Source organism: Christensenella minuta, from assembly GCF_003628755.1.
Lineage (GTDB): Bacteria > Bacillota > Clostridia > Christensenellales > Christensenellaceae > Christensenella > Christensenella minuta.
In genome coordinates this window covers 35,356-60,228 of sequence record NZ_CP029256.1, presented here as the reverse complement: position 1 = coordinate 60,228, position 24,873 = coordinate 35,356, and the positions used below count along the sequence as shown (strand labels likewise).

At 54.1% G+C, this 24,873-nt stretch carries 26 protein-coding genes and 1 other RNA gene; 4 read left to right on the top strand and 23 right to left on the bottom strand.

The window, feature by feature from the left end:
• Window positions 1-57 precede the first annotated feature (57 nt).
• The 9 genes from B1H56_RS00295 to B1H56_RS00255 form a co-directional block, all read right to left on the bottom strand.
• Complete coding sequence (locus tag B1H56_RS00295; protein WP_066523283.1) at window positions 58-786, bottom strand: SDR family NAD(P)-dependent oxidoreductase; 729 nt, start codon at window positions 784-786, stop codon at window positions 58-60.
• Complete coding sequence (locus tag B1H56_RS00290) at window positions 783-1,238, bottom strand: GNAT family N-acetyltransferase (protein ID WP_066523282.1); 456 nt, start codon at window positions 1,236-1,238, stop codon at window positions 783-785. The genes B1H56_RS00295 and B1H56_RS00290 overlap by 4 nt, the downstream gene beginning before the upstream one ends.
• A gap of 1 nt (window position 1,239) precedes the next feature.
• Window positions 1,240-1,740 (bottom strand): HD domain-containing protein, encoded by a 501-nt coding sequence (locus tag B1H56_RS00285; RefSeq protein WP_066523281.1) that lies wholly within the window; start codon window positions 1,738-1,740, stop codon window positions 1,240-1,242.
• 12 nt (window positions 1,741-1,752) lie between these two features.
• Window positions 1,753-2,421: a DUF6320 domain-containing protein gene (locus B1H56_RS00280; RefSeq protein ID WP_066523280.1), complete on the bottom strand. Its 669-nt coding sequence runs from the start codon at window positions 2,419-2,421 to the stop codon at window positions 1,753-1,755.
• Window positions 2,408-3,682 carry a hypothetical protein gene (locus B1H56_RS00275; protein WP_066740036.1) on the bottom strand — a complete coding sequence of 425 codons (1,275 nt, stop codon included), beginning with the start codon at window positions 3,680-3,682 and terminating at the stop codon, window positions 2,408-2,410. The genes B1H56_RS00280 and B1H56_RS00275 overlap by 14 nt, the downstream gene beginning before the upstream one ends.
• 99 nt (window positions 3,683-3,781) lie before the next feature.
• Window positions 3,782-4,771, bottom strand: a complete 990-nt coding sequence (locus B1H56_RS00270; protein WP_066523279.1) for a DUF4097 family beta strand repeat-containing protein — start codon at window positions 4,769-4,771, stop codon at window positions 3,782-3,784.
• A 33-nt stretch (window positions 4,772-4,804) separates the two neighbouring features.
• Window positions 4,805-5,158, bottom strand: a complete 354-nt coding sequence (locus B1H56_RS00265; protein ID WP_066523278.1) for a hypothetical protein — start codon at window positions 5,156-5,158, stop codon at window positions 4,805-4,807.
• Between the two features lie 9 nt (window positions 5,159-5,167).
• The gene (locus B1H56_RS00260) at window positions 5,168-5,812 is read right to left on the bottom strand and encodes a permease prefix domain 1-containing protein (protein WP_066523277.1); all 645 of its coding nucleotides are present in this window, start codon (window positions 5,810-5,812) and stop codon (window positions 5,168-5,170) included.
• Between the two features lie 23 nt (window positions 5,813-5,835).
• Complete coding sequence (locus B1H56_RS00255) at window positions 5,836-6,156, bottom strand: PadR family transcriptional regulator (RefSeq protein WP_066523276.1); 321 nt, start codon at window positions 6,154-6,156, stop codon at window positions 5,836-5,838.
• Between the two features lie 196 nt (window positions 6,157-6,352).
• Here B1H56_RS00255 and B1H56_RS00250 point away from each other — a divergent pair, with 196 nt between their 5' ends.
• The 3 genes from B1H56_RS00250 (at window position 6,353) to B1H56_RS00240 (ending at window position 8,995) form a co-directional block, all read left to right on the top strand.
• Window positions 6,353-7,600, top strand: a complete 1,248-nt coding sequence (locus tag B1H56_RS00250; protein ID WP_066523275.1) for an MFS transporter — start codon at window positions 6,353-6,355, stop codon at window positions 7,598-7,600.
• 62 nt (window positions 7,601-7,662) lie between these two features.
• Window positions 7,663-8,202, top strand: a complete 540-nt coding sequence (locus B1H56_RS00245; protein ID WP_082771175.1) for an FUSC family protein — start codon at window positions 7,663-7,665, stop codon at window positions 8,200-8,202.
• Between the two features lie 61 nt (window positions 8,203-8,263).
• The gene (locus B1H56_RS00240; protein ID WP_066523273.1) at window positions 8,264-8,995 is read left to right on the top strand and encodes a class I SAM-dependent methyltransferase; all 732 of its coding nucleotides are present in this window, start codon (window positions 8,264-8,266) and stop codon (window positions 8,993-8,995) included.
• A 97-nt stretch (window positions 8,996-9,092) separates the two neighbouring features.
• Here the strand turns inward: B1H56_RS00240 and B1H56_RS00235 are convergent, their stop codons facing one another.
• The 4 genes from B1H56_RS00235 to B1H56_RS00220 form a co-directional block, all read right to left on the bottom strand.
• Window positions 9,093-11,972 carry an EAL domain-containing protein gene (locus tag B1H56_RS00235; RefSeq protein WP_066523272.1) on the bottom strand — a complete coding sequence of 960 codons (2,880 nt, stop codon included), beginning with the start codon at window positions 11,970-11,972 and terminating at the stop codon, window positions 9,093-9,095.
• 171 nt (window positions 11,973-12,143) lie between these two features.
• Window positions 12,144-12,767: a flavodoxin family protein gene (locus B1H56_RS00230; RefSeq protein WP_066523271.1), complete on the bottom strand. Its 624-nt coding sequence runs from the start codon at window positions 12,765-12,767 to the stop codon at window positions 12,144-12,146.
• A 112-nt stretch (window positions 12,768-12,879) separates the two neighbouring features.
• An RNA gene (ffs, locus tag B1H56_RS00225) (signal recognition particle sRNA large type) lies at window positions 12,880-13,146 on the bottom strand.
• Between the two features lie 24 nt (window positions 13,147-13,170).
• Entirely contained in the window at window positions 13,171-14,448 is a 1,278-nt protein-coding gene (locus tag B1H56_RS00220) for an adenylosuccinate synthase (RefSeq protein WP_066523270.1), read from the bottom strand.
• Window positions 14,449-15,116: 668 nt separating this feature from the next.
• Between B1H56_RS00220 and B1H56_RS00215 the strand changes: the two genes are divergently transcribed.
• On the top strand, window positions 15,117-15,536 hold the full coding sequence (locus B1H56_RS00215; protein ID WP_066523269.1) for a hypothetical protein: 420 nt from the start codon (window positions 15,117-15,119) through the stop codon (window positions 15,534-15,536).
• Between the two features lie 54 nt (window positions 15,537-15,590).
• Here the strand turns inward: B1H56_RS00215 and B1H56_RS00210 are convergent, their stop codons facing one another.
• From B1H56_RS00210 to B1H56_RS00165, 10 genes are all read right to left on the bottom strand, one after another.
• Complete coding sequence (locus B1H56_RS00210; RefSeq protein WP_066523268.1) at window positions 15,591-15,893, bottom strand: Dabb family protein; 303 nt, start codon at window positions 15,891-15,893, stop codon at window positions 15,591-15,593.
• A 24-nt stretch (window positions 15,894-15,917) separates the two neighbouring features.
• On the bottom strand, window positions 15,918-16,589 hold the full coding sequence (locus B1H56_RS00205) for a DUF6320 domain-containing protein (protein ID WP_066523267.1): 672 nt from the start codon (window positions 16,587-16,589) through the stop codon (window positions 15,918-15,920).
• A complete protein-coding gene (locus tag B1H56_RS00200; RefSeq protein WP_066523266.1) occupies window positions 16,586-17,869 on the bottom strand; it encodes a hypothetical protein in 1,284 nt (427 codons plus the stop codon). The genes B1H56_RS00205 and B1H56_RS00200 overlap by 4 nt, the downstream gene beginning before the upstream one ends.
• A gap of 172 nt (window positions 17,870-18,041) precedes the next feature.
• Complete coding sequence (upp, locus tag B1H56_RS00195) at window positions 18,042-18,671, bottom strand: uracil phosphoribosyltransferase (RefSeq protein ID WP_066523265.1); 630 nt, start codon at window positions 18,669-18,671, stop codon at window positions 18,042-18,044.
• Window positions 18,672-18,687: 16 nt separating this feature from the next.
• Complete coding sequence (gene rpiB / locus B1H56_RS00190) at window positions 18,688-19,140, bottom strand: ribose 5-phosphate isomerase B (protein WP_066523264.1); 453 nt, start codon at window positions 19,138-19,140, stop codon at window positions 18,688-18,690.
• Between the two features lie 214 nt (window positions 19,141-19,354).
• A complete protein-coding gene (locus tag B1H56_RS00185; RefSeq protein WP_243108745.1) occupies window positions 19,355-20,185 on the bottom strand; it encodes a D-psicose 3-epimerase in 831 nt (276 codons plus the stop codon).
• A gap of 49 nt (window positions 20,186-20,234) precedes the next feature.
• Window positions 20,235-21,008 carry an SDR family NAD(P)-dependent oxidoreductase gene (locus tag B1H56_RS00180; protein ID WP_066523477.1) on the bottom strand — a complete coding sequence of 258 codons (774 nt, stop codon included), beginning with the start codon at window positions 21,006-21,008 and terminating at the stop codon, window positions 20,235-20,237.
• Complete coding sequence (locus B1H56_RS00175; protein WP_066523476.1) at window positions 21,001-21,972, bottom strand: ABC transporter permease; 972 nt, start codon at window positions 21,970-21,972, stop codon at window positions 21,001-21,003. Before B1H56_RS00175 ends, B1H56_RS00180 begins: the two co-directional genes overlap by 8 nt.
• Window positions 21,969-23,468 carry a sugar ABC transporter ATP-binding protein gene (locus B1H56_RS00170; protein ID WP_066739671.1) on the bottom strand — a complete coding sequence of 500 codons (1,500 nt, stop codon included), beginning with the start codon at window positions 23,466-23,468 and terminating at the stop codon, window positions 21,969-21,971. Before B1H56_RS00170 ends, B1H56_RS00175 begins: the two co-directional genes overlap by 4 nt.
• Window positions 23,469-23,539: 71 nt before the next feature.
• Window positions 23,540-24,724, bottom strand: coding sequence for a sugar ABC transporter substrate-binding protein (locus tag B1H56_RS00165; protein ID WP_121418939.1), 1,185 nt, complete (start codon window positions 24,722-24,724; stop codon window positions 23,540-23,542).
• Window positions 24,725-24,873 lie beyond the last annotated feature (149 nt).

The window sequence follows — 24,873 nt, the reverse complement described above, 5'->3', positions numbered from 1 at the left end:
TGCGGCAGGTGCAATGCCGCTTGTTTTAACGCTATCGTGATTTGCGAAGAAGTGCCTTCAGCACAAAAAACCACCGTCTACAGGCAGGAGGATACCCGTGACATAGTCCGACGCAGGGGAACACAGAAAGAGCAGCGCTCCCGTAAGGTCTTCCATTTGCCCAAACCGTCCGAGCGGCGTGCGGTTAAGAAGCTGCCCGCCTGTTTCCGGGTCGTTCATGGAGGCCGCCGTCATATCCGTCAGGATATAACCCGGCGCAAGGCCGTTGACGTTAATATGATATTTTCCCCACTCCTTTGCAAGCGCCTTCGTCATTTGGAGCAGCGCCGCCTTGCTCGTGCTGTAGGCCGAGCTGCGGTCCCCCGCGAGCACGGAACGCACGGAACAGATATTGACGATTTTCCCGCCGCCCTGCGCGATCATTTCCCGTCCGGCAAGCTGGCTCAAGCGAAATGCGGCAACTACGTTGACCTTGAGTATCTCTTCCCACTCTCCGGCGGGAAAGTGTTCCGCGTCGTCTTTTTTATGCAGCCCGGCTGCATTGACCAGGATATCGATCCCGCCAAGCGCCGTCACCGCTTGCGCAAATGCACGCTGCGTATCTTCCGCATCCAGCAAATCGCATTGCACCGGAACGAGTCCTTGTTCCTCTACCGGCGTTCCATGGTAAAAGACCGCGACCCTAGCCCCGGCTTCCCTCAGCATTTTCGCAAGCGCGAGCCCGATGCCCCGGCTTCCGCCCGTCACAAGCGCTCGTTTTCCCGTAACGTCAAATAATCCCTTCATTTCAATTCCTTTACAAAATAGGCCATATTTTCGATCAACGCACCGTTTTCATAAAGCGGCTCCGGATAATTCTCCGTAAAAAAGCCGTCCACCGTATGCGTGTACCGAAACCCGAGCTTTTGGTAAAAATCCTTGCAGCCGCAGGGAATATCCGCCGTTCCCACGTACATTTTACGGTATTTTCCGCGATAGAACGCGAACAGGTATTCCACCATCCTGCGTCCAACGCCCTTTCCGCGCAGATGGGCGGCAACGGCAAGGTTCTTGAGTTCGCACGCGCCCCCTATGGCGGGAGCCACCACTGCGACGGCAGCGGGCGTTCCTTTTTCCTCCAACGCAAAAAGCGTCCCGTCTTCAAGATACCGGTCGATCATCTCTTCGGAGGGGTCCGCTTCGAGCAGCAGTTCCAGATATTCCTTTTTCCCGCTTTCCGCGCAGCCTATGATCTTCATATCATTCGGGTAATGCGAACAGGTCGTTTAGCGCCTTTATCCCCGCATCTGTGCGGAAGATATTTTTCCTGACTTTGACAATCGACTGTTTGTCCGTCTTCTCTTCGTACAGGTTCACGAGGAAATCCGCTTCCACGAGAATCTGGTAATCTTTCCCGTCGATCCCCTGATAGGTATGGTGACGCCCCACCAGAAAGCAGACGCGCTCTATTGCCTGCTGCGGAAACGAAAGCCGCTCAAGAAGCCCCCGCGCTACGGGAGGGCCTTCGATCTCCTGAAAATTGCCGCCGGAGGACTGGTATTTTTCAAGGCTGGGCCGGATGCCGATATCGTGCACGATGGCCGCGGCTTCGAGGATCTCCTGATCGGAGGCGGGAAGGCCTTCCCGTTCCCCGATCAGCTTGGCAAAGGAATACACCTTCAAAAAATGATTGATCCGCTGGGCTGCGCCCCGCTCGTATTCCATCATCGCCGCCACAAGCGGCCCCATCTTTAACGCCATATACGCGCCCCCCTAGAAGCGGAACCTGCGCGTCCGCTCGCCCTTATACCTGCCGTTGGCAAACAGCAGCATCACCAGGAATGTAAACACGGCATAGCCGGCCGCTGCAAAGCTCGGCCAGACGAAATGCGTAAACCCGAGCAATATCCCCATGACCGGCATCTGCCCGAAAAGCACGACCGCCACCATGTAGCCGATATATTCGCTCCAGCTCAGCTTCCGCGTCATCACGATATAGGTAGCCAGGAAAACCAGGCCGATACACGCGAACGGGATCGCGAAATTCACCGACCAAAGCCCCCTGCCCGCATTCCAGTCGAACACGCACAGCATGGCAATGATAAGGCAGGCCTGCAGCATGAGCTTGAGGCTGCCCCGCGTTTTAGATTTCACCGTATGGAGCACAAGCACCCACAGATAAGCGAAGATCGCCGCGATATCGAGACACCAATACCCGCCCGAGCTTCCCCGGGTCATTAGGTTGATCCACGCACAGACCCCCACCGCCAGAAGCGTTACGAGCGTCGGCCAGCAGGGTCTCTTTTTTTCCGGCATTTCTCTATTATCCGTGCGGCATGCCGGATACATTGCGTTTTGCGTACCGCCCCGCACCTTCCGGCCGCACAGCGGACATGTATCCCTGCCCGAGACCGTCACGCCGCAATATTCACACTTGCCCATCCAAAGTCCCCCAGTCGTTCGTATATACCGTTACTTCTTCGCCTGTTTCCCGCGCAAGGAAGCCGAAGAAAAAACGCATGAGTCCCGTTTCCCTGACCGTCCGGACAAAGGAAACCGTCAATTTTCCATTTACAGAGCACAGGCAGCAGTTGACGGGACTGCGTTCCGTGGGATAGATGATCGATTCCGCATGGTCTACATACGGCAGCATATCCGCCGGGAGATCGATAAGGCCCACGTTGGATACGGTCATCGTTTTTACGTCTTCGCTGAAAAACGCAAATACAAACCGCGTTCCCGCATCCCTCATAAACTGCGGGACCGCCTTTACCACCGGGTTCTCCATCACCCCGCAGCTCTGCGCCAGCGCATCCATGAGGCTCTCCGCCTGCGTCTTGTCCCGCAGCTCTTCTTTTACAGCCTGAAGCGCGCCCCCAAATGTTTTGGCGTGCCCCACCGGGACAGATACGTTGATGATACTGAAAAAATTCCGGATCGTCCGCGTGGGGAACGCCCCGCGCAGGTTGACGGGCACAGACAATACAATTGGCTCGTCGTCCACGTTCTCGTTGACACATTCGCGGTAGATGGAATGGGCCATCAGCGCGCACAGGTATTCGGTGACCGTTGCTTTCTGCCGCCGCGCCGCTTTCTTCAGGCCCTCTATGCCCAGGACGCCGTTCAGCACATTGCGCCCGCCCTCCGGGAGCGGTTCCCCTCTGATCTTGAAAGCCGGGGGCATTTTGCGCACCGGCGCCTTCCGGCCGTCATAGTATTTCAGGAAGCTGTCTTCATGCTCCTCCTCCCGCGGCGTTTCCCCGGGAAGCAGCAGCTTGCCCTGCGGATCGATCTTTGCGCCGCCGCCGGTGAGGTAGCAGTAAAGCAGGGTTTTTAAAAATTCAAGCCCGCCCGCGCCATCGGCAAGGGCATGAAATAGTTCGACGGAAATACGTTTCCCATACCATAAAACGCGCAGCAGATATTCGTCTTTTTCAAGATCGAACGGGGCGCACGGCGTTCCCGTTTCTTCCCGCACCGCATAGGGGGCGCCTGTTTTTTCAAACCCGGCTTTTCCAAGCCTCACCGCCATATAGGGGTATCGTTCGAGAGTCTTTTCCGCGGCACTTTGCAGCGCTTCCGGGTCTACCTCTTCTTTGAGGAGCACCGACAGCCGGAATACCGATGTGTTCGTCGGCCGCGCGGTAGGCGGGAACAGTTTCGCCGCCGTATCGACCGGGTATATCTTACGTATTTTCTGCATAAGCCTCCCAAATAGCTCTCCCGCGATAAAGGCGGGAGCTTTCCCCCACCTTTATTATATCAAAGATCAGGCTGTCTGTTTCTTAATTAATTATGAAGCTTACCCCTGCTGAAGGCGCAGCGCACCGGAAACCGTATCTACCTTGATCTCGATCCGCCCGTCCCCGTAGGTGTTGTTGCGCATTGCAAAGTCGTTGCCCTGTGAACCGGCGACCGTATCGAATCTGAGCGTGAAGCCGCTTCCTTCCGGCAATGCGATCCTGACGTCGCCCGAAACGGAATCTGCGGAAATCTTTTCAAGGCGCTCCGTTTTGGTGCATTCCACCTCGGTTCCGCCGCTTGTCGTATCCACGTCAATCTCCCGCGCGCCTTCCGCTTCGATCCGGATGCTGCCCGACGTGCTGTCTACATTTACCTCCCCGAATATCCCCCGCGCCTCGATGTCTCCGGACATCGTATCCGCGCGCAGCTTCGATGCCTGTACGTTCCCGACGGCGATCCTTCCGGATACGCTGTCCGCACGCAGCTCCTTATGCGTCCCGCCGTCTATCGAAATATCGCCGGAGGTCGTGCCGTAGAGCGCGGAAGCCGCATTCGTTTCGCCTGCCGTGAGCCTGCCCGACACCGTTTCGATATCGACTGACCCGGTAAACGACCGCGGGATCATAACCCGTACGTCGATCTGGTAGCTGTCCGCCCAGCCGAACACGCGCCCATTCCGGCCGCTCTGCACCACAAGCTCTCCGTTTTTTACGCCGTAATGCATCACATCTTCGCTCTTGATCGTGTGATCGCTGGTCTCTTCCACGCGGATTACATCGTCGTCCGTCGGTATGACGGTAATGTTTTCGTCCACAAACCTCATGGAAAGCTCACGGATCCCGCCCGCGTCCTTTTCAAACTGTTCGCTTGCCTGCGCGTCATCTGGCAGTTTATCTACAAAGTCATTCACTTTAAGGTTAGAAATTGAATTCACGAAATTGCCCCATGTGCCTCCAAAGGACGAGCCGCCCGCAATGCCCCATATGAGCACGCCGGTCAGCACTGCCGCGATCACTGACCATAAAATTATTTTAGCTGTTTTATTCATGTTTCCTCCTCTGCCGGAAGTTTCGTCGGCATTTTACTGAATATTGACCTTCACAACCGGATGCACCGCTGCGCCGATCAGGAAAATGACCCATGTGATATACCACGCGCCCGTCATGAAGCTCCGCCCGAAATATAAGATCACGACTACCAGCCATAAGAGTGAGAGGTATGTGCTTCTGCGTTCCTCCCGGTGCGTTCCCGGCTGTTCATAATCACCGTCCTGCAAGAGGATCACCTTCACGAGCTGTTCCACCGCCGCTCCGACCAAAAAGATAATCCATACGATGCCCCATGCATGCGCAAAAAAGCCGATTAGGAAAAACAGGGCGACGATAACCAGCCACATGGCCTTTTTATATTCTTTGAATTTCTCGTAGCGTTCCATTCCGTCCCCCTATTTGAGCGCAGCCTTGATGATCTGCTGTATAGCTGCGCCAATGATGAAAATCACCCATGTGATTCTCCAAGCGCCCGTGGTAAAACTGATGATAAAATAAACCGCTACAATGATCGGCCAGATCGCGCCAACATATGCGTTTTCCTTCTCTTTCTTCTGCTTATTCTCCACATGCCACTGCTTGAACTCCTCCACCATGGAGTCGTCTACTTTTTCATACCGATAGCCCGGACGCAGCGAGCTGCGGTACACGAGCAGGCCCGTTGCTACCGCGATCAGGATAAACATGAACGTGAGGCCGAGAATCTGCTGGTTCATGCTTCCAAGCACAATGATAAACACGGGAGCAAGAATGTACAGCATGACGGCGACCGCAGTAAGCCCCGCGCGCTGCCTGCGCTCCTTTTCGGAAGGTCCGGGTACCGCATAGGGATCGTTCGCGCTGCTGATTAGTTCGTCCACATCCCCGATACTGCTCTTTACGATCTCGTAGGCCTCTTCTTCCGAGGCGCCGTTTTCTCTGAGGTCGTTGTACTTTTCCTTCAAATTCATAAAGATTTCTTCCCGCAGCTCCAGCATTTTCCGGGTTTTTGGGGCGTCCGCGAAAAGGCGTTCTACGTATTGCCGTAAGTTTTCTTCCATTATGATACCCTCCAAATATCTTTTCATATCAAATGATCGATGAGTTTTTTCGTGCGTTCCCAGTTTTCCCTGTTCTTCTCGTACATCGCCCGCCCGAGCGGCGTGATACGGTAATAGCGCCGGCGCGCGCCCGTGGTCTCGTCTCCCCAGTAGGATTCGATCATTTCCGCATTCTCCAGCCTGCGGAAGGCGGAATACAGCGTCGCCTCCTTGAGCTCGTATTCACCGTGCGTCGTCTGCTGGATTGATTTATTGATCTCGTATCCATAACTGTCCTTCTTCAGAAGCTGCGCCAGAATGATCGTTTCCGTATGCCCGCGGATCAGGTCGGAAGTTAGTGACATAAGATATCTCCCCTCTCTAATTTATTTCGTTTAACAATCTACATTATATTGCTACATACCTCGCCTGTCAATGTATATTTCGCAAGGCAATTTGTTTTTTCTTGACTTCCCCATAGGGGAATGTGGTATATTAGTAAGACTTGCCGTCCGGCCCAGCCGGCACGACGGGCAATACAACCAGTTAAAGGAGGACGCTATGGAGGGTAATGCATTGGCTCGCGGACTTTCTCCCGGCACGTTTAAACACTGGAAGCGTAAAACGGTTTTATTTTTATCAGGGCAGACGGTCTCGCTGTTCGGCTCTTCCCTGGTACAATTCGCAATCATCTGGTATATTACGCTGTCCACGCAATCGGGCGGCATTATGACCATTGCGTCCATCTGCGGATTCGCACCTCAGATCGTGATCTCTCTGTTTTCGGGCGTATGGGCCGACCGTGCAAGCCGCAAGCTGCTGATTATCGGCGCGGACGCGCTCGTGGCTACGGCGACGTTTATCCTCGCGCTCTTTTTCCTGTCCGGGCACGACGACCTGTGGATGGTGTTTCTCGTTTCCGGCATCCGTTCCCTGGGTACCGGAATACAGACCCCGGCGGTGAACGCTATGCTGCCGCAGATCGTCCCTGCGGACAAGCTCACGCGGATCGGCGGCATCAACGGCAGCCTGCAGTCCGTCATGTTCATCCTTTCGCCCGCAGCGGCGGGGGCCCTGCTTTCGTTCACGGAACTGGAATACACATTCTTTATCGACGTTTCCACAGCGGCGGCCGCTATTGTAATCATGATCCTGCTGAAGGTCCCGCTGCACGAAAAAGCGAAGCTGAAGCAAAAAGGCGGCTATTTGGGAGACCTCAAGGCGGGACTTAAATATGTCCTTGGGAGCGGCTTTTTCCGTTCCTATTTTCTCTTTTACGCACTGTTCTTTTTCCTCATCGTCCCGGCCTCGCAGCTAACGCCGCTGATGGTGGCGCGCACCTTTGGCGATGAATATTGGCGGCTTTCCGCGATGGAAATCTCATTTGCCGCCGGCGGCGTGCTCGGGGGAATCGTGATCTCTTTATGGGGAGGATTCAAAAACCGTATGCATACCATCGCGCTGTGCTGTATCCTGTTTGGCATCCTTACGGCCCTGGTCGGTATTCTGCCCGGTTTTATCACCTTCCTTGTGCTGATGGTGCTGACCGGGAGCACGGTGCCGCTTTTTACCACGCCGTCCATGGTCCTCCTGCAAGAGCAGGTGGACCCCAATATGCAAGGCCGTGTGTTCAGCCTGGCGCAGATCGTTATGACGTCTATGGTCCCCTTGGGGATGGTTTTCTTTGGGCCGATCTCGGACCAGATCCGTATCGAGACGCTGATGCTGATTACCGGCATTTGCGGCGCGCTTACCGGTGTGGCGGTATTCTTCAACAAACACTTCAAAAGCGGGCTGATTACGGATTAAAGTCTCCGTTTACGGCATTGGAATAAGCTGTAATAATATTGTGTGCCCGCCTAAGGCGGCTTATGATTCGAGGTGATTGCCTGATGGATTTGACTTACCGGCCCGGCCAGCGCGCCCTTAAGACCGTGATCGCGGTATTTTTCTGTTTGCTGCTTGGCTTTATCACGCAGAGGCCAACCGCGCTTTACGCGGTGATCGCAGCGATATTGTGTATCCAGCCGACCTATGATAAATCCAAACAGATCGGCCTGCACCGCATCCTCGGCACGATTATGGGTTCCGTCTTCAGCTTTATCGCGCTTGAGCTGGCGGCGGTAATTCCGCATTACCGGGATTTCTGGTTTATCATTCTTTTTCCTTTGCTGATGCTCGCGCTGATCTTTGTATGCAATGTGCTGCGCATCAAGGATTCCGTCGCGCCAAGCTGCGTAATCTTTTCCGTGATCGTTTTCCTGCATGCGGGGTCTACCCTCGACACGCTGCCTTACGTCTTTGAGCGCATGATTGAAACGATCATCGGCGTATTGATCGCTCTGCCGGTGAACCGCTTCTTTTTCAACCCCAGGCCGAAAAACGTTCCTGAACCGCCGGAAGGCAAATAAGGGATTGCTTTTCCTCTCTCCGGCGCGTACAATGACAACTATCGCACAAGGAGCGGCAGGGATGAAAGAAAATAAATACGATGACAAAAGCTTTTTTGATAAATACAGTCAAATGGACCGTTCGGTGAAAGGCCTCGCCGGCGCGGGTGAATGGCACACGCTCAAAAAAATGCTCCCTTCCTTTGAGGGAAAACGGGTACTGGACCTTGGCTGCGGCTTCGGCTGGCACTGTGCATACGCGGTCGAAAAGGGCGCGGCAACCGCTGTGGGAGTAGATATTTCCGCAAATATGCTGGAACGTGCCCGCAAGGAAAACGGCTCGGAAAAGATCACGTATCTTCGTCTGCCCATCGAGGATGTGGAGTTTCTTCCCTCATCCTTTGACGTGGTTTTAAGTTCCCTTGCGTTCCATTATGTGGAATCCTTCGGCGATATTTGTGAAAAAGTCCGCCAGATGCTTGCCCCGGGCGGAACGTTCGTATTTTCGGTGGAGCACCCCGTCTTCACGGCACAGGGAACGGAAGACTGGTATTACGGCGGGGACGGGAGCATCCTACACTGGCCCGTGGACCATTATTTTACCGAGGGCAGGCGCGATGCAAGCTTTCTGGGCGAACCGATCCTTAAATACCACAGGACGCTCACGACCTATGTGAATACGCTCCTTCTGACAGGCTTCAAGCTCACCGGACTTGCGGAACCCGGGCCGGCCCCCGGGATGCTCGATATCCCCGGTATGAGGGACGAGCTGCGGCGGCCTATGATGCTGCTGGTATCGGCGGAAAAGAAGTAAGCCAGAAACAATCGCGCCTGCGGAAAGAAACGGCGCAACGGAAAAGGGCCGTACGGTTCCCCATCGGAACAGGCGGCCCTTTCGATCTTATTTTGTTTTACTGCGCGCCGTGAAGACGCTTCCTGAATTCGCCTGCAGGCATCGGGCGGGCGTAATAGAAGCCCTGTGCGATCAGGCAGCCGACCCGTACCAGCATATCTGCCTGCTCTTTTGTTTCCACTCCCTCGCAGACAATTTCCATGCCCAGTTCGCTAGCTATCGCAACAACTCCGCGCACAACAATCTCCTCTTTTATTTTCTTCGATTCCGAACGGATGAAGCTGCGGTCAAGCTTAATAACATCCACATCAAGCTGCTCAAGCAGGCCCAGCGAGGAATAGCCCGCCCCAAAGTCATCGATGGCAAGCTTGAACCCCAGCTCCTTGAGCTGCCCAAAGCATTTCCGTACGGAATAGATATCTTCCATGACGATACTTTCGGTGATCTCGACTTCCAGCAAACCGTGAGGAACGCCAAAGCGGTCGGCAATTCCCGCCAGCTGCCGGGCAAACGAAGGATTCTTGAAATGGCGCCGCGAAAAGTTGCAGGAAACCGTTTTGACGGCAATTCCGCTGTCCGCCCATTCCTTCATAAGCCGGCAGGTTTCCTCAAAGATGTGCAGGTCGATTTCCACGATAAATCCATTTTGTTCAAAGAAGGGAAGAAAAGAGCCTGGCATTTGCATTTCCCCGTCCGGCCTGATCCAGCGTACAAGCGCTTCCGCTCCGACAGTGTCTCCTGTGCACATATTCACCTTGGGCTGGTAGTAAGGTACAAATTCGCCGTTCTTCAGCGCCCCTTTCATAATATCGGATAAATGCCTCTGGCGCAGTTCTTCCCTACGCATCGTTTCGTCATACAAAACCGTCTGCGCTGCGCGCGTTGTTTTCGCATGCCAGCGCGCATAATTCGCAAAGTCCATCGCCAGCGAGGTCTCGAATTTTTCCGCATCCTGCACGATATATACGCCAAAGATCATGCTGATGGAATAAGGACGTTTCGTATTTTCGGCCCATTCTTCCATTTCCCGGCCGATGCTTGCCGTGCGCGCGGCCAATTCTTCCCATCCGCCATACCGCAACAAAAGCACAAACCGGTCTGCAGAAACGCGCGCATAGCATTCCTCTTCCGTTACGCTCCTTTCCAGGACAGCGGCCAGCGACCGGAGCACTTCATCTCCTTCCGTAAATCCAAACGCATCGTTGATAGCTTTAAATTGTTCGATATCCGCAGATACGACGGCATACTCGCCGCGCGTCTTTTCCTCCATTACTTTTTCCGCGTCCATACGGAACTGGTTCAAATTTCCGGCACCTGTGAGCCGGTCCCGGTATAAAAGATCGCGGATCGTTTTATTGTTTTTGGATTTCGTCCTCAGAATATACCCCAGCACGCCGGTCACGGCCGCAAAAACAAGCACCACAATGCCAATGGTGGCGGCGGGATACCTGTGGATCAAATAATCGAGGGTGATCTCCTGGCGCACGACCGAGTTCTGAAGCACTATTTCGTCGATGGCTTCCGTAGACGTATATTGTACACACCGGTCAAGAATTGCAAAAAGCCTGGGGTCCGCCGATTTGGAAACCCCAATGCTGATCTCCTCAACATAGCCGGACAGCGTGACCACGGAAAATTGTTCGTACCTGATGTCGGACAGCAGATAGTCTGCAACATAGGTATCTGTAAACGTGACGTCTGCCTGTCCGCTGAGCAATGCGTCAAAACAGTTCTCAAAGGTAACATAATACTTGATCGTTCTGCCGGGATTATCTTTTGCAATTTCCCGGGAAAACCAATATCCCTCCGGCAATGCAATGATTTCCCCGTTTCCATGCTTGGTGGTAACGGCAACAAGCGGAGACCTCAGATAAGAACCCGTCATGTCAAGCCCATGTTCCCGCGCCCACAGGTAATCGTCCACAACGCTGCAAATCACGTCCGCTTCGCCGTTTTTTATCTTTCCGAAAGCCTCCGCGCGCGTGGCGGCGGGAATAAACTCGAACTCCAGCCCGGTCTGGTTCTCAATGGACTGAAACAGCTCTCTTGCAATCCCGGCGAACTCTCCCGTTTCCGGGTCATTGAATTCAATGGGCATATCGGCTGTACCGTAAACCGCTTTGATTTTATCCGCATGGTCGATAAATTCCTGTTCTTCCGCAGTAAACGCCGGCTGCTGGTGTATACTGACGGAAAAATATTTATCGTAAAGCTCTGCTTCATAGTAAGGGTCGCGCAATTTCAGTTGGGACTGCGCCTGGTTGAGTTCGCGAAGCAAACGCTCCCTTCCCGGCGCAAGCGCAATGTAAAGCGGCTCGGGCGAAAACTGTGCAACGCTTCGGAACGTGCTGTTTTTTCCAAGGTGCGTAATCGCCACGCCGTCAAGCGTGCCGTCCGCGAGCGCTCCAAGCAGTTCCCCCGTCTCTTCATAGGGTATGATCTCCAGTTCGATGCCGTTGCCCTCACAATATTTTCCAAAATTCGCCGCGTCCACGCTGTTTTTGATAACGCCGACCTTCATGCCGCCGAACGACTCAAAATCTTCATAGTGGTAACGGTCGTCATCTGCCCGTACGTTCAGGGTAGAATATATATCGCACATTTTAAGGTTGGAAAGCAATAGCTCCCGCGCCCGTTCTTCCGTATAGTAGACCGCCGGAAGCAGGTCGATTTTCCCATCCTTCAGCATTTGCAGCGTATTGTCCCAGCTCCGGCAGTCGACTATTTCGTATTCCCAGTCCGTATACCGGGCAATTTTTTCAAGATACTCGATATTGAACCCGGCGTATTCCCCATTTTCATTGAGGCTCATATAGTCGCCGTCTTCATAATAGCCCACGCGGATTTTTTCTTTCTGCGCATGGGCCGGAAGCGGGGAAAATGCGAAGACCAGAAGCACGGCGATCATACAACAAAATATTTGCCTGCACCGCGTCATAGGGTTTCCTCCGCCTTCGCTTTTATAGATTGAATATTCAGCGCACTCTCTTATTATAAATAGGCTTTTTCGAAAAGGCAAATTAATACTATTCCGGTATCCTATTTTATCCGTTTTTAAAACAAAAACCATCAGTTTATCCACTGATGGTTTTTGCCCATTTCCTATAATTTACCGGATAAAATTCGTCATGACCCGCGGCTCATAGCGCGGCGCGGGAACGCCTTCCTTCCTGCCCGCCTCGATACATCCCAAAAGCCACGCCATATTTTCCGCGAGGGTGCGCATCGTTTGCAGGCCCTCCTCGTCACGCATCACGTCCTCGGGCGTAACCCCATGCACCTGGTTCCAATACTGCGAGGTTACTATGGGCATGCTGCTGATGCTGAAATACTTATTCAGCCGGTCAAAGGCGGCCGTCGCTCCCCCGCGGCGGCAGGAAACGATTGCCGCGCCGAGCTTGCCCTTCATTCTCCGTTCCCCGGCGGCATAGAACAACCGGTCAAGGAACGCCGTAACCTGGCCGCTCGGCCCGGAATAATATACGGGCGACCCGACCACGAGGGCATCGATGGTGTCGATCCGCGCGATGATATCGTTGACCGGATCGTCGAACACGCATTTGCCCGTCTTCCGGCAGGATGAGCAATCGATGCAGCCCGCGACCGGCTTCCTGCCCAAATAGAGCAGCTCCGTCCCGACCTTATGGGCGTTGAGCGTTTTTTCCACCTCGCGCAGGGCCGTATAGGTACAGCCATGTTCTTTGGGGCTTCCATTCACCAGTAAAACCTTCATCAAAATCACCTCTCGCTTTATGGTACGCATTTTTTACCGGCCCAAACCGTCCGGCAGGCTCCGTTTAAAAAAAGAAAGACAGGCATACTGTCTCTCTTTTATAAATTAGAAGCCGTACACCGCGCATCGAATCTTACCCCACAGGAGGAAATTACGCCATCGGCTCAGAACAGGCGGACCTGCGGCACACACTGCAATCTGCTTACTGCTGCTTCCGTCAGGACCTGACAGGGTTCACAGCGCAGCATTGCACAGGACCCATTCATCAACACCGATAGGCGTACTCCATACCCTGCCGGGAAGACCCTCCGCGCGGGATTCAACCCCGCTATAGCGGCTTGCGGGTTACAGGACACCGCTAACTCCCCGTCTAGTACGGCAAACTTTGAACACATTATTCATTTTACAGGCCGCGGAAGATGCACTCCTCGCGTCCCGCACCCACGCCGATCATCACGACCGGAACGCCGGTCTGCTGTTCGATAAACTCGATATAGGCTTTCGCCGCATCCGGCAAATCTTCATATTTGCGGATCTGCGAGAGGTCTGAAGTCCAGCCATCGAATTCCTTATAGACCGGTTTGGCTTTCGCCAGCGTTTCCAGCGAAGCCGGATACGTATCTATTATTTTACCATCAATATCGTATCCAGTGCAAACATAAACTTTGTCAAGACCGCCGAGCGTATCCATGCGGGATACAGCAAAGCCGGTAATACCGCTTGTTTTTGCCGCAAAATCGACGATTACGAGATCGAGCCAGCCGCAGCGGCGGGGACGCCCCGTCGTCGTGCCGTACTCGTGGCCCTTTTCGCGGATCGCATCGCCTGTCGCATCGAGAAGCTCCGTTACGAACGGTCCCTCGCCCACGCGCGTCGTGTAGGCCTTGACCACGCCGATCACGTCTGTGATGACCTGCGGACCGACGCCCGCGCCCGCGCACACGCCGCCCGTATTCGGATGGGAGGACGTGACGTAAGGGTACGTGCCGAAATCGATATCGAGCAGCATGCCCTGTGCGCCTTCAAAAAGCAGCGTTTTGCCCGCTTCCTTATATTCGTGAAGCATGGACACCGTATCGCAGACGAACGGCCGGAAATAGTTCGCATGCGCCCTGCATTCCTCAAGAACCGCTTCATAGTCGAGCGGATCGCCGCCGTATACCTTGGTGATGATCTCGTTTTTATCGTCTACACACTTTTTGAGCTTGGCCGGGAAGGATTCCTCGTCCATCAGGTCGCACATGCGAAGGCCTGTACGTCCAACCTTATCCATATAGCAGGGACCGATACCGTTGCCTGTGGTGCCGATCTTGAAGTCCCCGAGTTTCTTTTCATTCAGCAAGTCGAGCTCCCTGTGATAAGGCATAATCATATGCGCCCTGTCACTGATATAGAGGTTATCCACCGATACGCCGCGCTCCGCAAGGTAATCAATCTCCCGTCTGAGCGCCGACGGGTCGATGACTACGCCATTGGCGATCACGCACGCCTTTCCCTTGGAAAGGATGCCTGACGGAATCAGGTGCAGCTTATACGTCACACCGTCGGCAACTACCGTATGGCCCGCATTGTTGCCCCCCTGGTAACGAATCACCATATCTGCCCTGGAAGCCAGATAATCTACAAACCTGCCCTTTCCTTCGTCGCCCCACTGGGCGCCGAATACCACGATACCGGACATTTCGTTCACTCCTAACATGTTTCAAGATTTCAGGATACCGCACCGGCCGGGTCCTTCCACCGCCGGAACATAAAAAAGCCATGGAACATTCGCACATTCCACGGCAATATCCTACCTAATATTAACAAATCGCTCATTTCCCGTCAACTTTTTTTCAATATTTTCCCGGCAGGCAGACGGCACGGCGCGCGGGTTTTTCTACGGCGGCCAGGTTTTCCGGAAGATAAATATCCCTTTTCCCGCCGCGTCCGGTCCCGCGAAAGCGGGTTGGGCGGTCCCATTTCCACTCCTCCGGCGCAGCCTTGCCGCGAGAACCCGCAGCGCGGGAAACACCGCTTTTTTGGGCCTGGAACGGCCCCGGATTTTCGTACTATTCGTAACAGTCCAGTTCGTTTTTGCTTTAACAAAGCCGTTTTCAGAAGCTTTCTAATATTTTTTTGCTTTTTTGATATTGACCCGTTCCCCCGGCAGCAGGCGAAACGGAACCCGGTGAAAACCGCTCCCCACACACCGGCTCCCCCCTATGGGAAACGCGCACCGGCATCCGCGACATTCCACGCGCCGCATGCGGCTGCCGAAACAAGGTTGCATTTCTGTCCTTTTCGTAATATCATAAAGATAATATAACATTTAGTATATCGTTTTTGATATATAGTTTCGGAGGATCCATGAAAAAATTTATTTCCATTGTATGCGCTTTGCTGGTATTTACGGTCGTCCTGTGCTCATGCGCGCAGGCGGTGACCTTCCAAACCTCCGGCGTCGGGTATGAGGTCGTATCGGTCGAAACGAGTGAACAGGCCCTCGGCAAGACTGCGGGAAGCGGCAATACGCTCCTCACCATCATACTCAAGACCTCGGACCAGTACCTTGACGACGCACAGGGTTCGTTTATGCCCGTAGACGGGGAGCCGTGTTATGTGACGGACGGCGGGCAGCAGTATCCCTGCGCCGCGCTTGCGTTTGAGTCGAACGGCACCGACGTGCAGGCCGTATTGCTGTTTGAAGTTCCTGCCGCTTGGGCGTCGGGCACGAAAGAATTCAGCCTTGGCGGAGGCACTTTTTCCCCGGTTGCGCTGCAAAAGTAATATAGAACGGAAAAGCCCGGCTGCAGCCGGGCTTTTTGTTTGCCGTTCTTTCCTTCATTCTTCATAATCCATACACATGCGGTTGCACACCACCGGGCGGACAAATTCCTGGCCCACACGCTTATGCTCCGGGTGGACGATATAATCTGCAAGGGCCTGCGCGTCCGTAAACACGCTTTTAAGCATGACATCCGCATTACAGGAGGGAAGCGGACGGGTCACTACCTCCAGCTCGAGGAGCCCGTCGATCTTGCCCCGAAGCCCCTCCAGTTCCCGTTTCATGGCTTCCTTTACGCGGACACGTTCCACACCCGCGATTTCTTCCCTGATATTCCACAGAATAATATGACGAACCATAATACGATGTTTCCTTTCAAAAAATCACATATGAAACCGCCGCTGTATTTCGGATTTCAGCTGGCGGAACGCAAAGCGCAGTATCCCCAGGACTGTGATCGCACTTGCAAAGGTGGACAGGATCAGCGGAATGAGCGCGATCCAGATTCCCGACAGGTACAGGATCAACGGAATGAACCCCAGCAGGAGCAGTAAAAAGGCAAAGAGCAGGTTCTCCCGCCAGTAGGATTTATGGTAATAGGAATACAGGTCGATATACGCGATGCCCACCGCGAGCAGCAGCGGCATCATGACCTCGTAAGACCAGCCGAAGCCGCCGCCCACATAGTCGAAAGCGATAAACATGGCGGTAAGCGTAACCACCTGCAACAGGGTCTTGAGGCCTGCTGATTTATCAGACAGGATCACGATATAGACCAGCACCCAGGCGTAAAGCACGGGGGCCGCCACCGCGAGAAACCACGGGTGCCCGTCCCATGTGAGCAGGTTGACCACGATGCACAGGCAGATCACCACAAAGGTCGCAAAGGCCATATATTCCATTGTGAGGCTGCGTTTATCGACAAACTTTTTCTTGGTCACATACGGATAAAGCTCATTCTCGGCCGGATGGTCTGTCAGCCGTTTGCCGCACAACGGACAATATTTGAGGCAGCCGTCCACATATACCTTGCAGTCGTCGCAATAATTCATCATTGCCCGCTCCATTCGTTTCCGCGTATTTCGACGCGCATGCCGAGTTCCTTGGAAAAATGCTCAAAGAAGTAGCGTACGATCCCGGTTTCCTTGATGCCTCTGGCGAAAGTAATCACCATCTTGTCCTGGTAGGACACCACGACGCAGTTCATCGGGTTCATATCGCTTACCCCCAGAGCATAGTAGACCTGTTTGATATGGGCCTGCATGGTCTTTGGAAATTGCGCGGTGCGCAGGTTTGAGAGCACCATCGTGTAGCCGCCCTCTCCATAGTTCTTATAGCTGCTCGACACCACGAGGTTCTTTACGAACAGCGGCGTCATCCGGATAAACGGGTTTTTTTCAAAACCGACGTTCTTATTGATATTTGCGGAAATGCTTTCCCGTGAGAGCCCCGCCTTGAGCTGGGCGGATACGTCCATGAGAATACGGTCGAAATCAACTTTCCCGTCGATCACCGTGCCTACATTTGCGAAGGAAATAAAGTTCCGTAGCGTATGGGAGGGAAACATTCCGCGCAGATCCATAGGAACGGAAATGATGATCGGACGCTTGTCCTTCTTGTATTCAAGCCCCTGGTCTTTGGCCGTGCACGCGATGAGCAGCGCAGCCACATAGGCCGACACCGTCACTCCGCGCTCCTTCACCCTGGCAAGAAACTCCTTGAGGTCAATGATACCGTGCGTGAGGAAAATACCGCCGTCCGGGTTGGGCGTCCCCATGATATGGAACGCCTTGGGAACACGCAATTTATTCGCTTCCCCTTTTGCATCGTAATACGCATTGAAGCTGTTTTCCAGTTCCTCCGCGGGGACCTTTCCGTCCGCATCCAGTACCATATCCTCCGCGTCCATATCGTAGCCGCACAGCTTAAAATATTCGTACATCAGCGTTTTAAAAAATTCGATGGCGCCCGCGCCGTCGGCAAGGCCGTGGAAGCATTCCATGATTACATTTTTCTTGTAATACATAATATTGAACAGGAATCCGTTGTTGATGAAGTCCTTGAGCCTCTTGCACGGGAACCCGTTCTCCTCTTTCACTACCGGGATCGCCGGGTTTGGCTCAAAGTAATACCAGAACATCCCCCGCCGCAGCGTGACCGCAAAGGTGGGAAATCGCGGCATGATCTTAACGAGGGCTTCCTGCAATGTTTCCCGTTTCACTTCCGCGTCAAGCTCGAGCTCCAGCCGGAACGTTGTGTTATTGTGCGTCTGTGAGATAGACGGATAAATTTTTGCCGCCGTATCAAGGCGGTACCACTCCCGCTTATCGGGCATCTTGGCTCCTTTGATTCTTTGTAAAAGGCGGCATAGAAACATGCCGCCCCCATTCGGTTGCTTAACCGCTGCGCGTCCTGTTTCACAGAGAGTGCGCGGAATATCCGGATTTAGGGGAACGCACCGGGCACAGTCCGCAAAATCCGCAGGCCGCCGCTTAGGCGGGCCAAATTTACTTTGTGCCGAACAGCCTGTCGCCCGCGTCTCCAAGGCCGGGGACGATATACGCATGGTCATTGAGGCCTTCATCCACAGCCGCCACATAGACGTCTACGTCGGGGTGGGCCTTGCGGACCGTTTCGATCCCCTCCGGGGACGCGATGATGTTCACCAGCTTAATGTTGCTGCAGCCGCGTTTTTTAATCAGCGTGATCGCATCGGAGGCGCTTCCGCCCGTTGCCAGCATTGGGTCGAGCACGATCAGCTCGCGTTCCTGCGCATCCACAGGCAGCTTGCAATAATATTCCACAGGTTCAAACGTATCCGGGTCACGGTAAAGGCCGATGTGGCCCACTTTGGCGCCGGGAATCAGGTTCAGTACGCCCTCCACCATACCAAGGCCGGCGCGCAGGATCGGAACGATTCCTACCATTTTGCCCGCAATTACCTTGGTACGCGCCATTGTGATCGGCGTCTCCACCTCCACCTCTTTAAGGGGCATATCGCGCGTTACCTCGTACACCATCAGCATGGCAATTTCCTTAACGAGTTCGCGGAATTCCTTTGTCCCTGTGTTCTTGTCGCGGATCATCGATACCTTGTGCTGCAAAAGCGGGTGATCCAATACGTGTGCTGACGCCATTTTTCTCTCCTCCGAATTATTTAGAATATTTTTTTTCAACTGCCGTTATTTTGTCAATTCTCCTCTGGTGGCGGGCGTCTCCTGAAAAAGGCGTTTTCAGGAATATATCGACGATATCCACCGCAAGGCCGGGACCGATGGTCCGCCCGCCAAGCGCCATCATGTTCGCGTCGTTATGCTCGCGCGTCGCATGGGCGGAAAACGTATCCGACAGAAGCGCGCAACGGATACCCGGGACCTTGTTCGCCGTGATCGAAATACCGATGCCGGTCCCGCAGGCGATGATGCCGAAGTCGGCCTCGCCCGCGCTTACGCATTCCGCGACGGGAAGGCCATAATCCGGATAATCCACCGAATGATCGTCGTTGATCCCGAAGTCAATGATTTCATGTCCGTTCTTTTCCAAATACTCTATGATCTCGGCTTTCAGAACAAACCCGCCGTGATCGCATCCAAATGCTATTTTCATAGTTTCTCCGGCTCCTAATTTTCAATTTGGCAGCGCGCTGCTTACAACGCTTTTCTAATATTAAATTATACAATATTTTGCCGCCAATTACTACCGGTTTGCAAGAAAAAAGGCCCAGGGGCCTTTTTTCTCCGGAAAACGATATCATTTCCGTGTTATGATGAGAGAGTGTTATGAGCCGTGTTGTCTTTCGTAGGAGGAAAGCGCCGCCCGCTCATTCCACAAACTGTTTTTTTACAAACCGCAGCGCTTCCCGGATGTCCTCGTCCATCTGCTCCACGCTCGCCCCTTCCGACAGGTCCCGCCATACCTTGATATCGCTTCCTACCGTCCCGCCCATCTTCACGAACGGCTCCATCACCACCGCCCCATCGTACCCGGCCTCCCGCAGCGCCGCGCCCATTTCCGCCCACGGCATGTGCCCTTTCCCCGGCACCTTACGGTTCCCTTCCCCAATGTGGAAATGCCCCAGGCTGTTCCCCGTCCTGCGGATCGCCTCCCCGAGCCCGTCTTCCTCGATGTTCATATGGAAGCTGTCCAGCATTACCTTTGCATTCTCTTTCCCGATCTCTTTTACGAACTCCACCGCCTCTTCCGCGCTGTTGATGATGTATTGCTCGAAGCGGTTCACCGTTTCCATCGCCAGCACGATGTCAAGGCTCTCCGCCGTATCCGCAGCCTCCCGCATGCTCCTCACCGCAGCCTCCCGCGCGCGCTCCTTATCCACCGGCTGATTGTAATCGCACGGCCAGTAGGCATAGATGATCCCTCCTAAGATATGCGAATCCACCTTGTACATCGCGTCCATGATGCGCTTCAAATACTCTACCCCCGCCCGGCGGACTCCCTCGTCCGCCGACGCGGTGTTATACTGCGGCGGAAGGCCGATACAGGCGGTGATTTCGACCCCGTTTTCCTGCGCCGCACGTTTGATATCGAAAAGCTCTGCGTCCGTTCTCTGCGCAAGGCCCCCGCCGCCACCTCGAGGACGTCGAACCCCAGCCCCGCCGCCTTTTCGCAGTAGGATGCGTAATCTGCGTCCCACTCCCGTTCCCAATATGCGAAATATGTACCGAATTTCATTCCTCTTCTCCTTACTGCGCCGTATATCCGCCGTCCACCGACAGCACCGCGCCCGTCGCATAGGCCATATCGTCCGCGGCGAACGCGAGGCATGCGTGAGCGATCTCTTCCGGGGTTCCCATACGCATGGCCGGCCGGTCACAGGACAGCTTTTCAAGCTCTGCCTGCGGATTGGCGGCGATCTGGATGATATGCTCTACGAGCGGCGTCCTGATCCGTCCCGGACAAACGCAGTTGACGCGTATCCCCTGCGCCGCATAATCGACCGCGGCACTTTTGCTCAACATGACCACCGCCGCTTTCGAGACGTTGTACGCAACCTGTCCGGCAATCGCGGCGAGGCCCGCTTCCGAAGCAATGTTCACGATCGATCCCTTCCCTGTTTCCTTCATGCTTTCCAGCTCGCACTTCATACACAGGAATATTCCATCCAGATTGATATCCATAAGCGTTTTCCACCGGATAAAATCCGTATCGAGCACGCTTCCTTCCGCAAAGATTCCCGCGCAGTTGACCGCCGTATCCAGCCGTCCCCATTCCCTGATCTGTCCGAACGCGCGCCTTACGCTTTCTTCGGAGGATACGTCCGCTTCGTATGCCCTGGCGAAGCCAAGCTCTTTTTCCAGCTTACAAACGCTCTCGTAATCGCGGTCTACAAGCGCGAGGCGCGCTCCCGCGCGGGCAAACAGCCGCGCGGCCGCCTGCCCGATCCCCGAGCCGGCACCTGTGATAACGGTATATTTTCCTTTTAGCTTCTTCACGTTTTTCTCCCCGGCGTTAGTCATTGAATTTCCGTTTCCGCCACGAGTCCAGGAGCACAACTGCTACAATCATAATCCCCAGGATAACCTTCTGCCAGAACGGCGTCGTATTCATGAGATCGAGTCCATTGTTGAGTACGCCGATCGTAAGTACGCCAATCACGGTCCCGCCGATGCTTCCCACGCCTCCGGCGAGGCTTGTCCCGCCGAGGGCTGCCGCCGTGATCGCCTGAAGCTCCATCCCGTCGCCCATGAGGGCGTTTGCCGAATTGAGCCGGCCTGTCATTACAAGACCGCCGATGCCGCAGCACAGGCCGCTTAAAGCATAAATCGTAATCTTGGTACGGTCGGTTTTGATGCCCGCCGTTTTGGAAGCCTCTTCGTTCCCGCCTACGGCGATCGTGTTTCTCCCGAGTACCGTGCGGTCGAGAAGAATCCAGCCGATAACGGCAACCGCCGCAAACACAAATATACTGTAGGGGACAACGCCTCCCGCTGACTGGCTCCCGACAGCCAGCATCTGTTCAGGTATCCCTGAAATGGGCAGTCCGTCGGTCACCAGCAGCGCTACGCCTTCCAGGGCAGTATACATGCCGAGGGTTGCGACAAACGGCTGTATCTTCCCTTTGGTTATGATGAAGCCGTTTAAAAATCCCATCCCTGTACTGACCGCGATCCCGAACAGGACCGCCAGGAGCGGCGGTACCGAAAGACTGGTAGCCGCAACAGCCATCACCGAGCCGGAGAGCGCCATCAGTGAGCCCACGGAAAGGTCAATCCCGCCGGTGATAATCACAAATGTCATGCCGATCGCCATGATCCCCAGCACCGCCGACTGGTTGAGGATGTTAAGAAAATTTTTTCCGCTGAAAAAATTTTCGCTGCCGATGCTCATAATAACGATGATAGCCAACAGAATTACAATTGCGCTGAATTTTTGCAGGATATAACCTGCCGATTGCTTTTTGACTGTATTTTCGCTTTTCATTTCATTTCGCTCCCCGCCGCTTTTTCAAGTATAAGTTCCTGCGTGCATTCTCCGCTTTCCAGCATTGCGGTGACCCTGCCTCTTTTCATGACCATAATGTTGTCCGATATTCCAAGGAGTTCGGGCATGTCTGAAGAAATCATCAGCACCGCTCCGCCGTTTCCTGTAATCTCATTAATCAGGTTGTAGACCTCCACACGCGCGCCCACATCAACGCCCCGCGTAGGTTCATCCATGATAAAGAGCTTCGTCCCGTTGCAAATCCACCGCGCGACCGCGACCTTCTGCTGGTTGCCGCCCGAAAGATCGCGCACTTTCCGGCTGGAGGAGTTGGCGTCGATGTTCAGCAGCCGCATATATTTTTCCGCCTCTTCCTTTTCGTTGGCGCGCAGGCAGAATCCGCCTTTTACGAGCCCCTCCTTTTTGGAGATACAGATATTGGTGCGGATCGGCATATGCAGCAGCAGCCCGTCTTTGCGGTCTTTCGTGATTAGTCCGAAACGGTTTTCAATCGCGCGGCTCGGATTTTTGGGGGCATACCGTTCACCCCGATAGGTAATTTCGCCATCCGTCAGTCTGCGCAGCCCGAAAAGAGCCCGCGCAAGATTGCTCCGCCCCGAACCGACCAGGCCGGCGACGCCGAGCACCTCGCCTTTATGCAGCGTGAAGGAAACATCGAAAAAATTTTTTCCGTCGGACAACCCCCGCGCTTCCAGTATCGCCTCCGGCGTAACGGAGGATATTTTCGGATATTGTTCGTCGATCGTCCTGCCTACCATCATCCTCACGAGGCCGTCTTCCGTGGCTTCCTCTATTGTTTCGATCGTGTTGCCGATGGTACTCCCGTCCCGCAGCACTGTGACACGGTCGCCGATCTCGAACACTTCCTCCAGTTTGTGGGTGATGTAGACAAAGGATATTCCTTGCTTTTTCAGTTTGCGTATGGTGCGGAATAGCTTTTCCACCTCCACGTCCGTCAGCGAGGAGGTAGGCTCGTCTAGGATGACGATTTTAACCTCCTTTGATATGACGCGGAAGATTTCGATCAGCTGCTGGATTCCAAGGTCGTATGAGGACGTTTTTCGGTTGACGTCGATATCCACACCCAAGTCGTCGAAAATCTGTTTCGTCCTTTTTTTCGCACCGTTCCAGTCGATAAATTTCATTTTGCCGGCGGGCAGATTCCCCAGCCATATATTTTCTACTACGCTTACCTCGGGCACGAGGGAAAGCTCCTGGTAGACCATGCCGATCCCAAGTGCGAGCGAATGCGCCGGATCGCGCACATCGGCTTTTTTCCCATCGATCAGGATGTCGCCGCTGTCCGCTTTATAAACACCGGAAAGAATCTTCATCAGGGTAGACTTTCCTGCCCCGTTTTCGCCGAGCAGTACATGCACCTCGCCCGGCCTCACCCCGAAATTAACTCCGCGCAGCACCGTGACTCCATAGAAGCTCTTGACGATGTCTTTCATTTCCAAGATATATTCTGCCATCATAATCCTCCTCTTCTAAAATGGTTGCCGCACACCGGGTACGGCAACCACTTTCTTACAGACCGGATTTTCTATTTTGCATTGTCAATGATCGTCTGCCAATCAATCGCTTCCAGTTTCGGTTCCGGGTAGAAATTGTCTGCGTTCCCGCTATATTCCGTTCTTGGCCTGATGTCGTATTTCAGCGGCACTTCCTCGCCCAATGCAAGCTGCACGGCAAATTGTACGCCATACCAGCCCCATTCCGGAAAGCCGTGCCATGTTTCAGCCATAATCTTGCCGTCCTTAATCGCCTGGATCGTTTCGGCTGTCCCGTCGTTGGAAATGATAATCAGGTCGTCGGCGCGCCCGGCGCTCTCAGCCGCAATGCTTGTGCCCAATGCCATCTCTGCACAGGACGCATAGATCGCGTCAAGTTCCGGATTGTTCTGGAGAATATTTTCCGCCGCTTCCACCGCTTTCTGGCGGTTCCAGTCCGCAGGCTGCTGTGCAACGATCTCTACGTTGGGATATTGCGAAATTACTTCCATGAAGCCCCGCGTCCGCTCATTCGAGAAAAAGTCTCCCGCGATTCCTTCAATCATCGCCACCTTCCCGGAGATGGATTCTTTATCAACATCTTTATAAAGCTCCGTCCACCACTTGAGGTCAAGCATGCCGTCTTCGGGAAGCTCTACCGTCTCGCCTTCCCCGACAACCCCGGGGCCGCCGAGCGCGTCGAGCATGGAATAGGCGCTGACCGACGCCGCCTGTGCGTTATCAAATCCTACAAAGTTCGCAATATCGATTCCTTCCTGTTCATCCAGCATATTGACCATGATGATCGGAATTCCTGCTTCATTGATTTCCTTGAGGGCCGGCTTGATAGCCTCGACCTCGGTCGGGGATACGATGACGACGTCCACTTTATTCTGAATAAAATTTTCCAGCGTTTTGACCTGGTCGGCGGCATCCGTATGTTCCGTAGCGGAGCGCGTAATCAGTTCTACATCAAGCCCTGCCGCATTGGCTTCCTCGACCGCTTTTTCCATATAATCCGTCGCAGTCTTGAATACGTTTGTAATGTCCGGCGGGGACCAGCCGATTTTAATCTTTTTTCCTTCTACCCCCTTGCTTCCCTCTTCGGACGGCTGCACCGTCCCGCTTGCCTCGCCCGGCTGCTGCGTTTCCGGCGCGCTTCCCTGCGCGGGAGCGCCGCATGCAACGAGGCCTGCCACGAGCACTAGAACAAGTAATACACATACGATTTTTTTCATTTTACCAATCCCTCCGTTTTGGATTTTGTACTTTTACTTTATTTGATTTCCTGCGGGAAAGGCAGTATCAAATGTCACAGTTTTGCCGTGATAAATGTATTTTCCTTCCAGGACAAATGTCACGGCGCCGTGACATTTGTCCTGACTTT

What these genes read in the sequence shown, in the direction of transcription:
- B1H56_RS00295 (WP_066523283.1), bottom strand. Translation starts at nt 786, where the DNA reads ATGAAGGGATTATTTGACGTTACGGGAAAACGAGCGCTTGTGACGGGC.
- B1H56_RS00290 (WP_066523282.1), bottom strand. Translation starts at nt 1,238, where the DNA reads ATGAAGATCATAGGCTGCGCGGAAAGCGGGAAAAAGGAATATCTGGAA.
- B1H56_RS00285 (WP_066523281.1), bottom strand. Translation starts at nt 1,740, where the DNA reads ATGGCGTTAAAGATGGGGCCGCTTGTGGCGGCGATGATGGAATACGAG.
- B1H56_RS00280 (WP_066523280.1), bottom strand. Translation starts at nt 2,421, where the DNA reads ATGGGCAAGTGTGAATATTGCGGCGTGACGGTCTCGGGCAGGGATACA.
- B1H56_RS00275 (WP_066740036.1), bottom strand. Translation starts at nt 3,682, where the DNA reads ATGCAGAAAATACGTAAGATATACCCGGTCGATACGGCGGCGAAACTG.
- B1H56_RS00270 (WP_066523279.1), bottom strand. Translation starts at nt 4,771, where the DNA reads ATGAATAAAACAGCTAAAATAATTTTATGGTCAGTGATCGCGGCAGTG.
- B1H56_RS00265 (WP_066523278.1), bottom strand. Translation starts at nt 5,158, where the DNA reads ATGGAACGCTACGAGAAATTCAAAGAATATAAAAAGGCCATGTGGCTG.
- B1H56_RS00260 (WP_066523277.1), bottom strand. Translation starts at nt 5,812, where the DNA reads ATGGAAGAAAACTTACGGCAATACGTAGAACGCCTTTTCGCGGACGCC.
- B1H56_RS00255 (WP_066523276.1), bottom strand. Translation starts at nt 6,156, where the DNA reads ATGTCACTAACTTCCGACCTGATCCGCGGGCATACGGAAACGATCATT.
- B1H56_RS00250 (WP_066523275.1), top strand. Translation starts at nt 6,353, where the DNA reads ATGGAGGGTAATGCATTGGCTCGCGGACTTTCTCCCGGCACGTTTAAA.
- B1H56_RS00245 (WP_082771175.1), top strand. Translation starts at nt 7,663, where the DNA reads ATGATTCGAGGTGATTGCCTGATGGATTTGACTTACCGGCCCGGCCAG.
- B1H56_RS00240 (WP_066523273.1), top strand. Translation starts at nt 8,264, where the DNA reads ATGAAAGAAAATAAATACGATGACAAAAGCTTTTTTGATAAATACAGT.
- B1H56_RS00235 (WP_066523272.1), bottom strand. Translation starts at nt 11,972, where the DNA reads ATGACGCGGTGCAGGCAAATATTTTGTTGTATGATCGCCGTGCTTCTG.
- B1H56_RS00230 (WP_066523271.1), bottom strand. Translation starts at nt 12,767, where the DNA reads ATGAAGGTTTTACTGGTGAATGGAAGCCCCAAAGAACATGGCTGTACC.
- B1H56_RS00220 (WP_066523270.1), bottom strand. Translation starts at nt 14,448, where the DNA reads ATGTCCGGTATCGTGGTATTCGGCGCCCAGTGGGGCGACGAAGGAAAG.
- B1H56_RS00215 (WP_066523269.1), top strand. Translation starts at nt 15,117, where the DNA reads ATGAAAAAATTTATTTCCATTGTATGCGCTTTGCTGGTATTTACGGTC.
- B1H56_RS00210 (WP_066523268.1), bottom strand. Translation starts at nt 15,893, where the DNA reads ATGGTTCGTCATATTATTCTGTGGAATATCAGGGAAGAAATCGCGGGT.
- B1H56_RS00205 (WP_066523267.1), bottom strand. Translation starts at nt 16,589, where the DNA reads ATGATGAATTATTGCGACGACTGCAAGGTATATGTGGACGGCTGCCTC.
- B1H56_RS00200 (WP_066523266.1), bottom strand. Translation starts at nt 17,869, where the DNA reads ATGCCCGATAAGCGGGAGTGGTACCGCCTTGATACGGCGGCAAAAATT.
- upp (WP_066523265.1), bottom strand. Translation starts at nt 18,671, where the DNA reads ATGGCGTCAGCACACGTATTGGATCACCCGCTTTTGCAGCACAAGGTA.
- rpiB (WP_066523264.1), bottom strand. Translation starts at nt 19,140, where the DNA reads ATGAAAATAGCATTTGGATGCGATCACGGCGGGTTTGTTCTGAAAGCC.
- B1H56_RS00180 (WP_066523477.1), bottom strand. Translation starts at nt 21,008, where the DNA reads ATGACTAACGCCGGGGAGAAAAACGTGAAGAAGCTAAAAGGAAAATAT.
- B1H56_RS00175 (WP_066523476.1), bottom strand. Translation starts at nt 21,972, where the DNA reads ATGAAAAGCGAAAATACAGTCAAAAAGCAATCGGCAGGTTATATCCTG.
- B1H56_RS00170 (WP_066739671.1), bottom strand. Translation starts at nt 23,468, where the DNA reads ATGGCAGAATATATCTTGGAAATGAAAGACATCGTCAAGAGCTTCTAT.
- B1H56_RS00165 (WP_121418939.1), bottom strand. Translation starts at nt 24,724, where the DNA reads ATGAAAAAAATCGTATGTGTATTACTTGTTCTAGTGCTCGTGGCAGGC.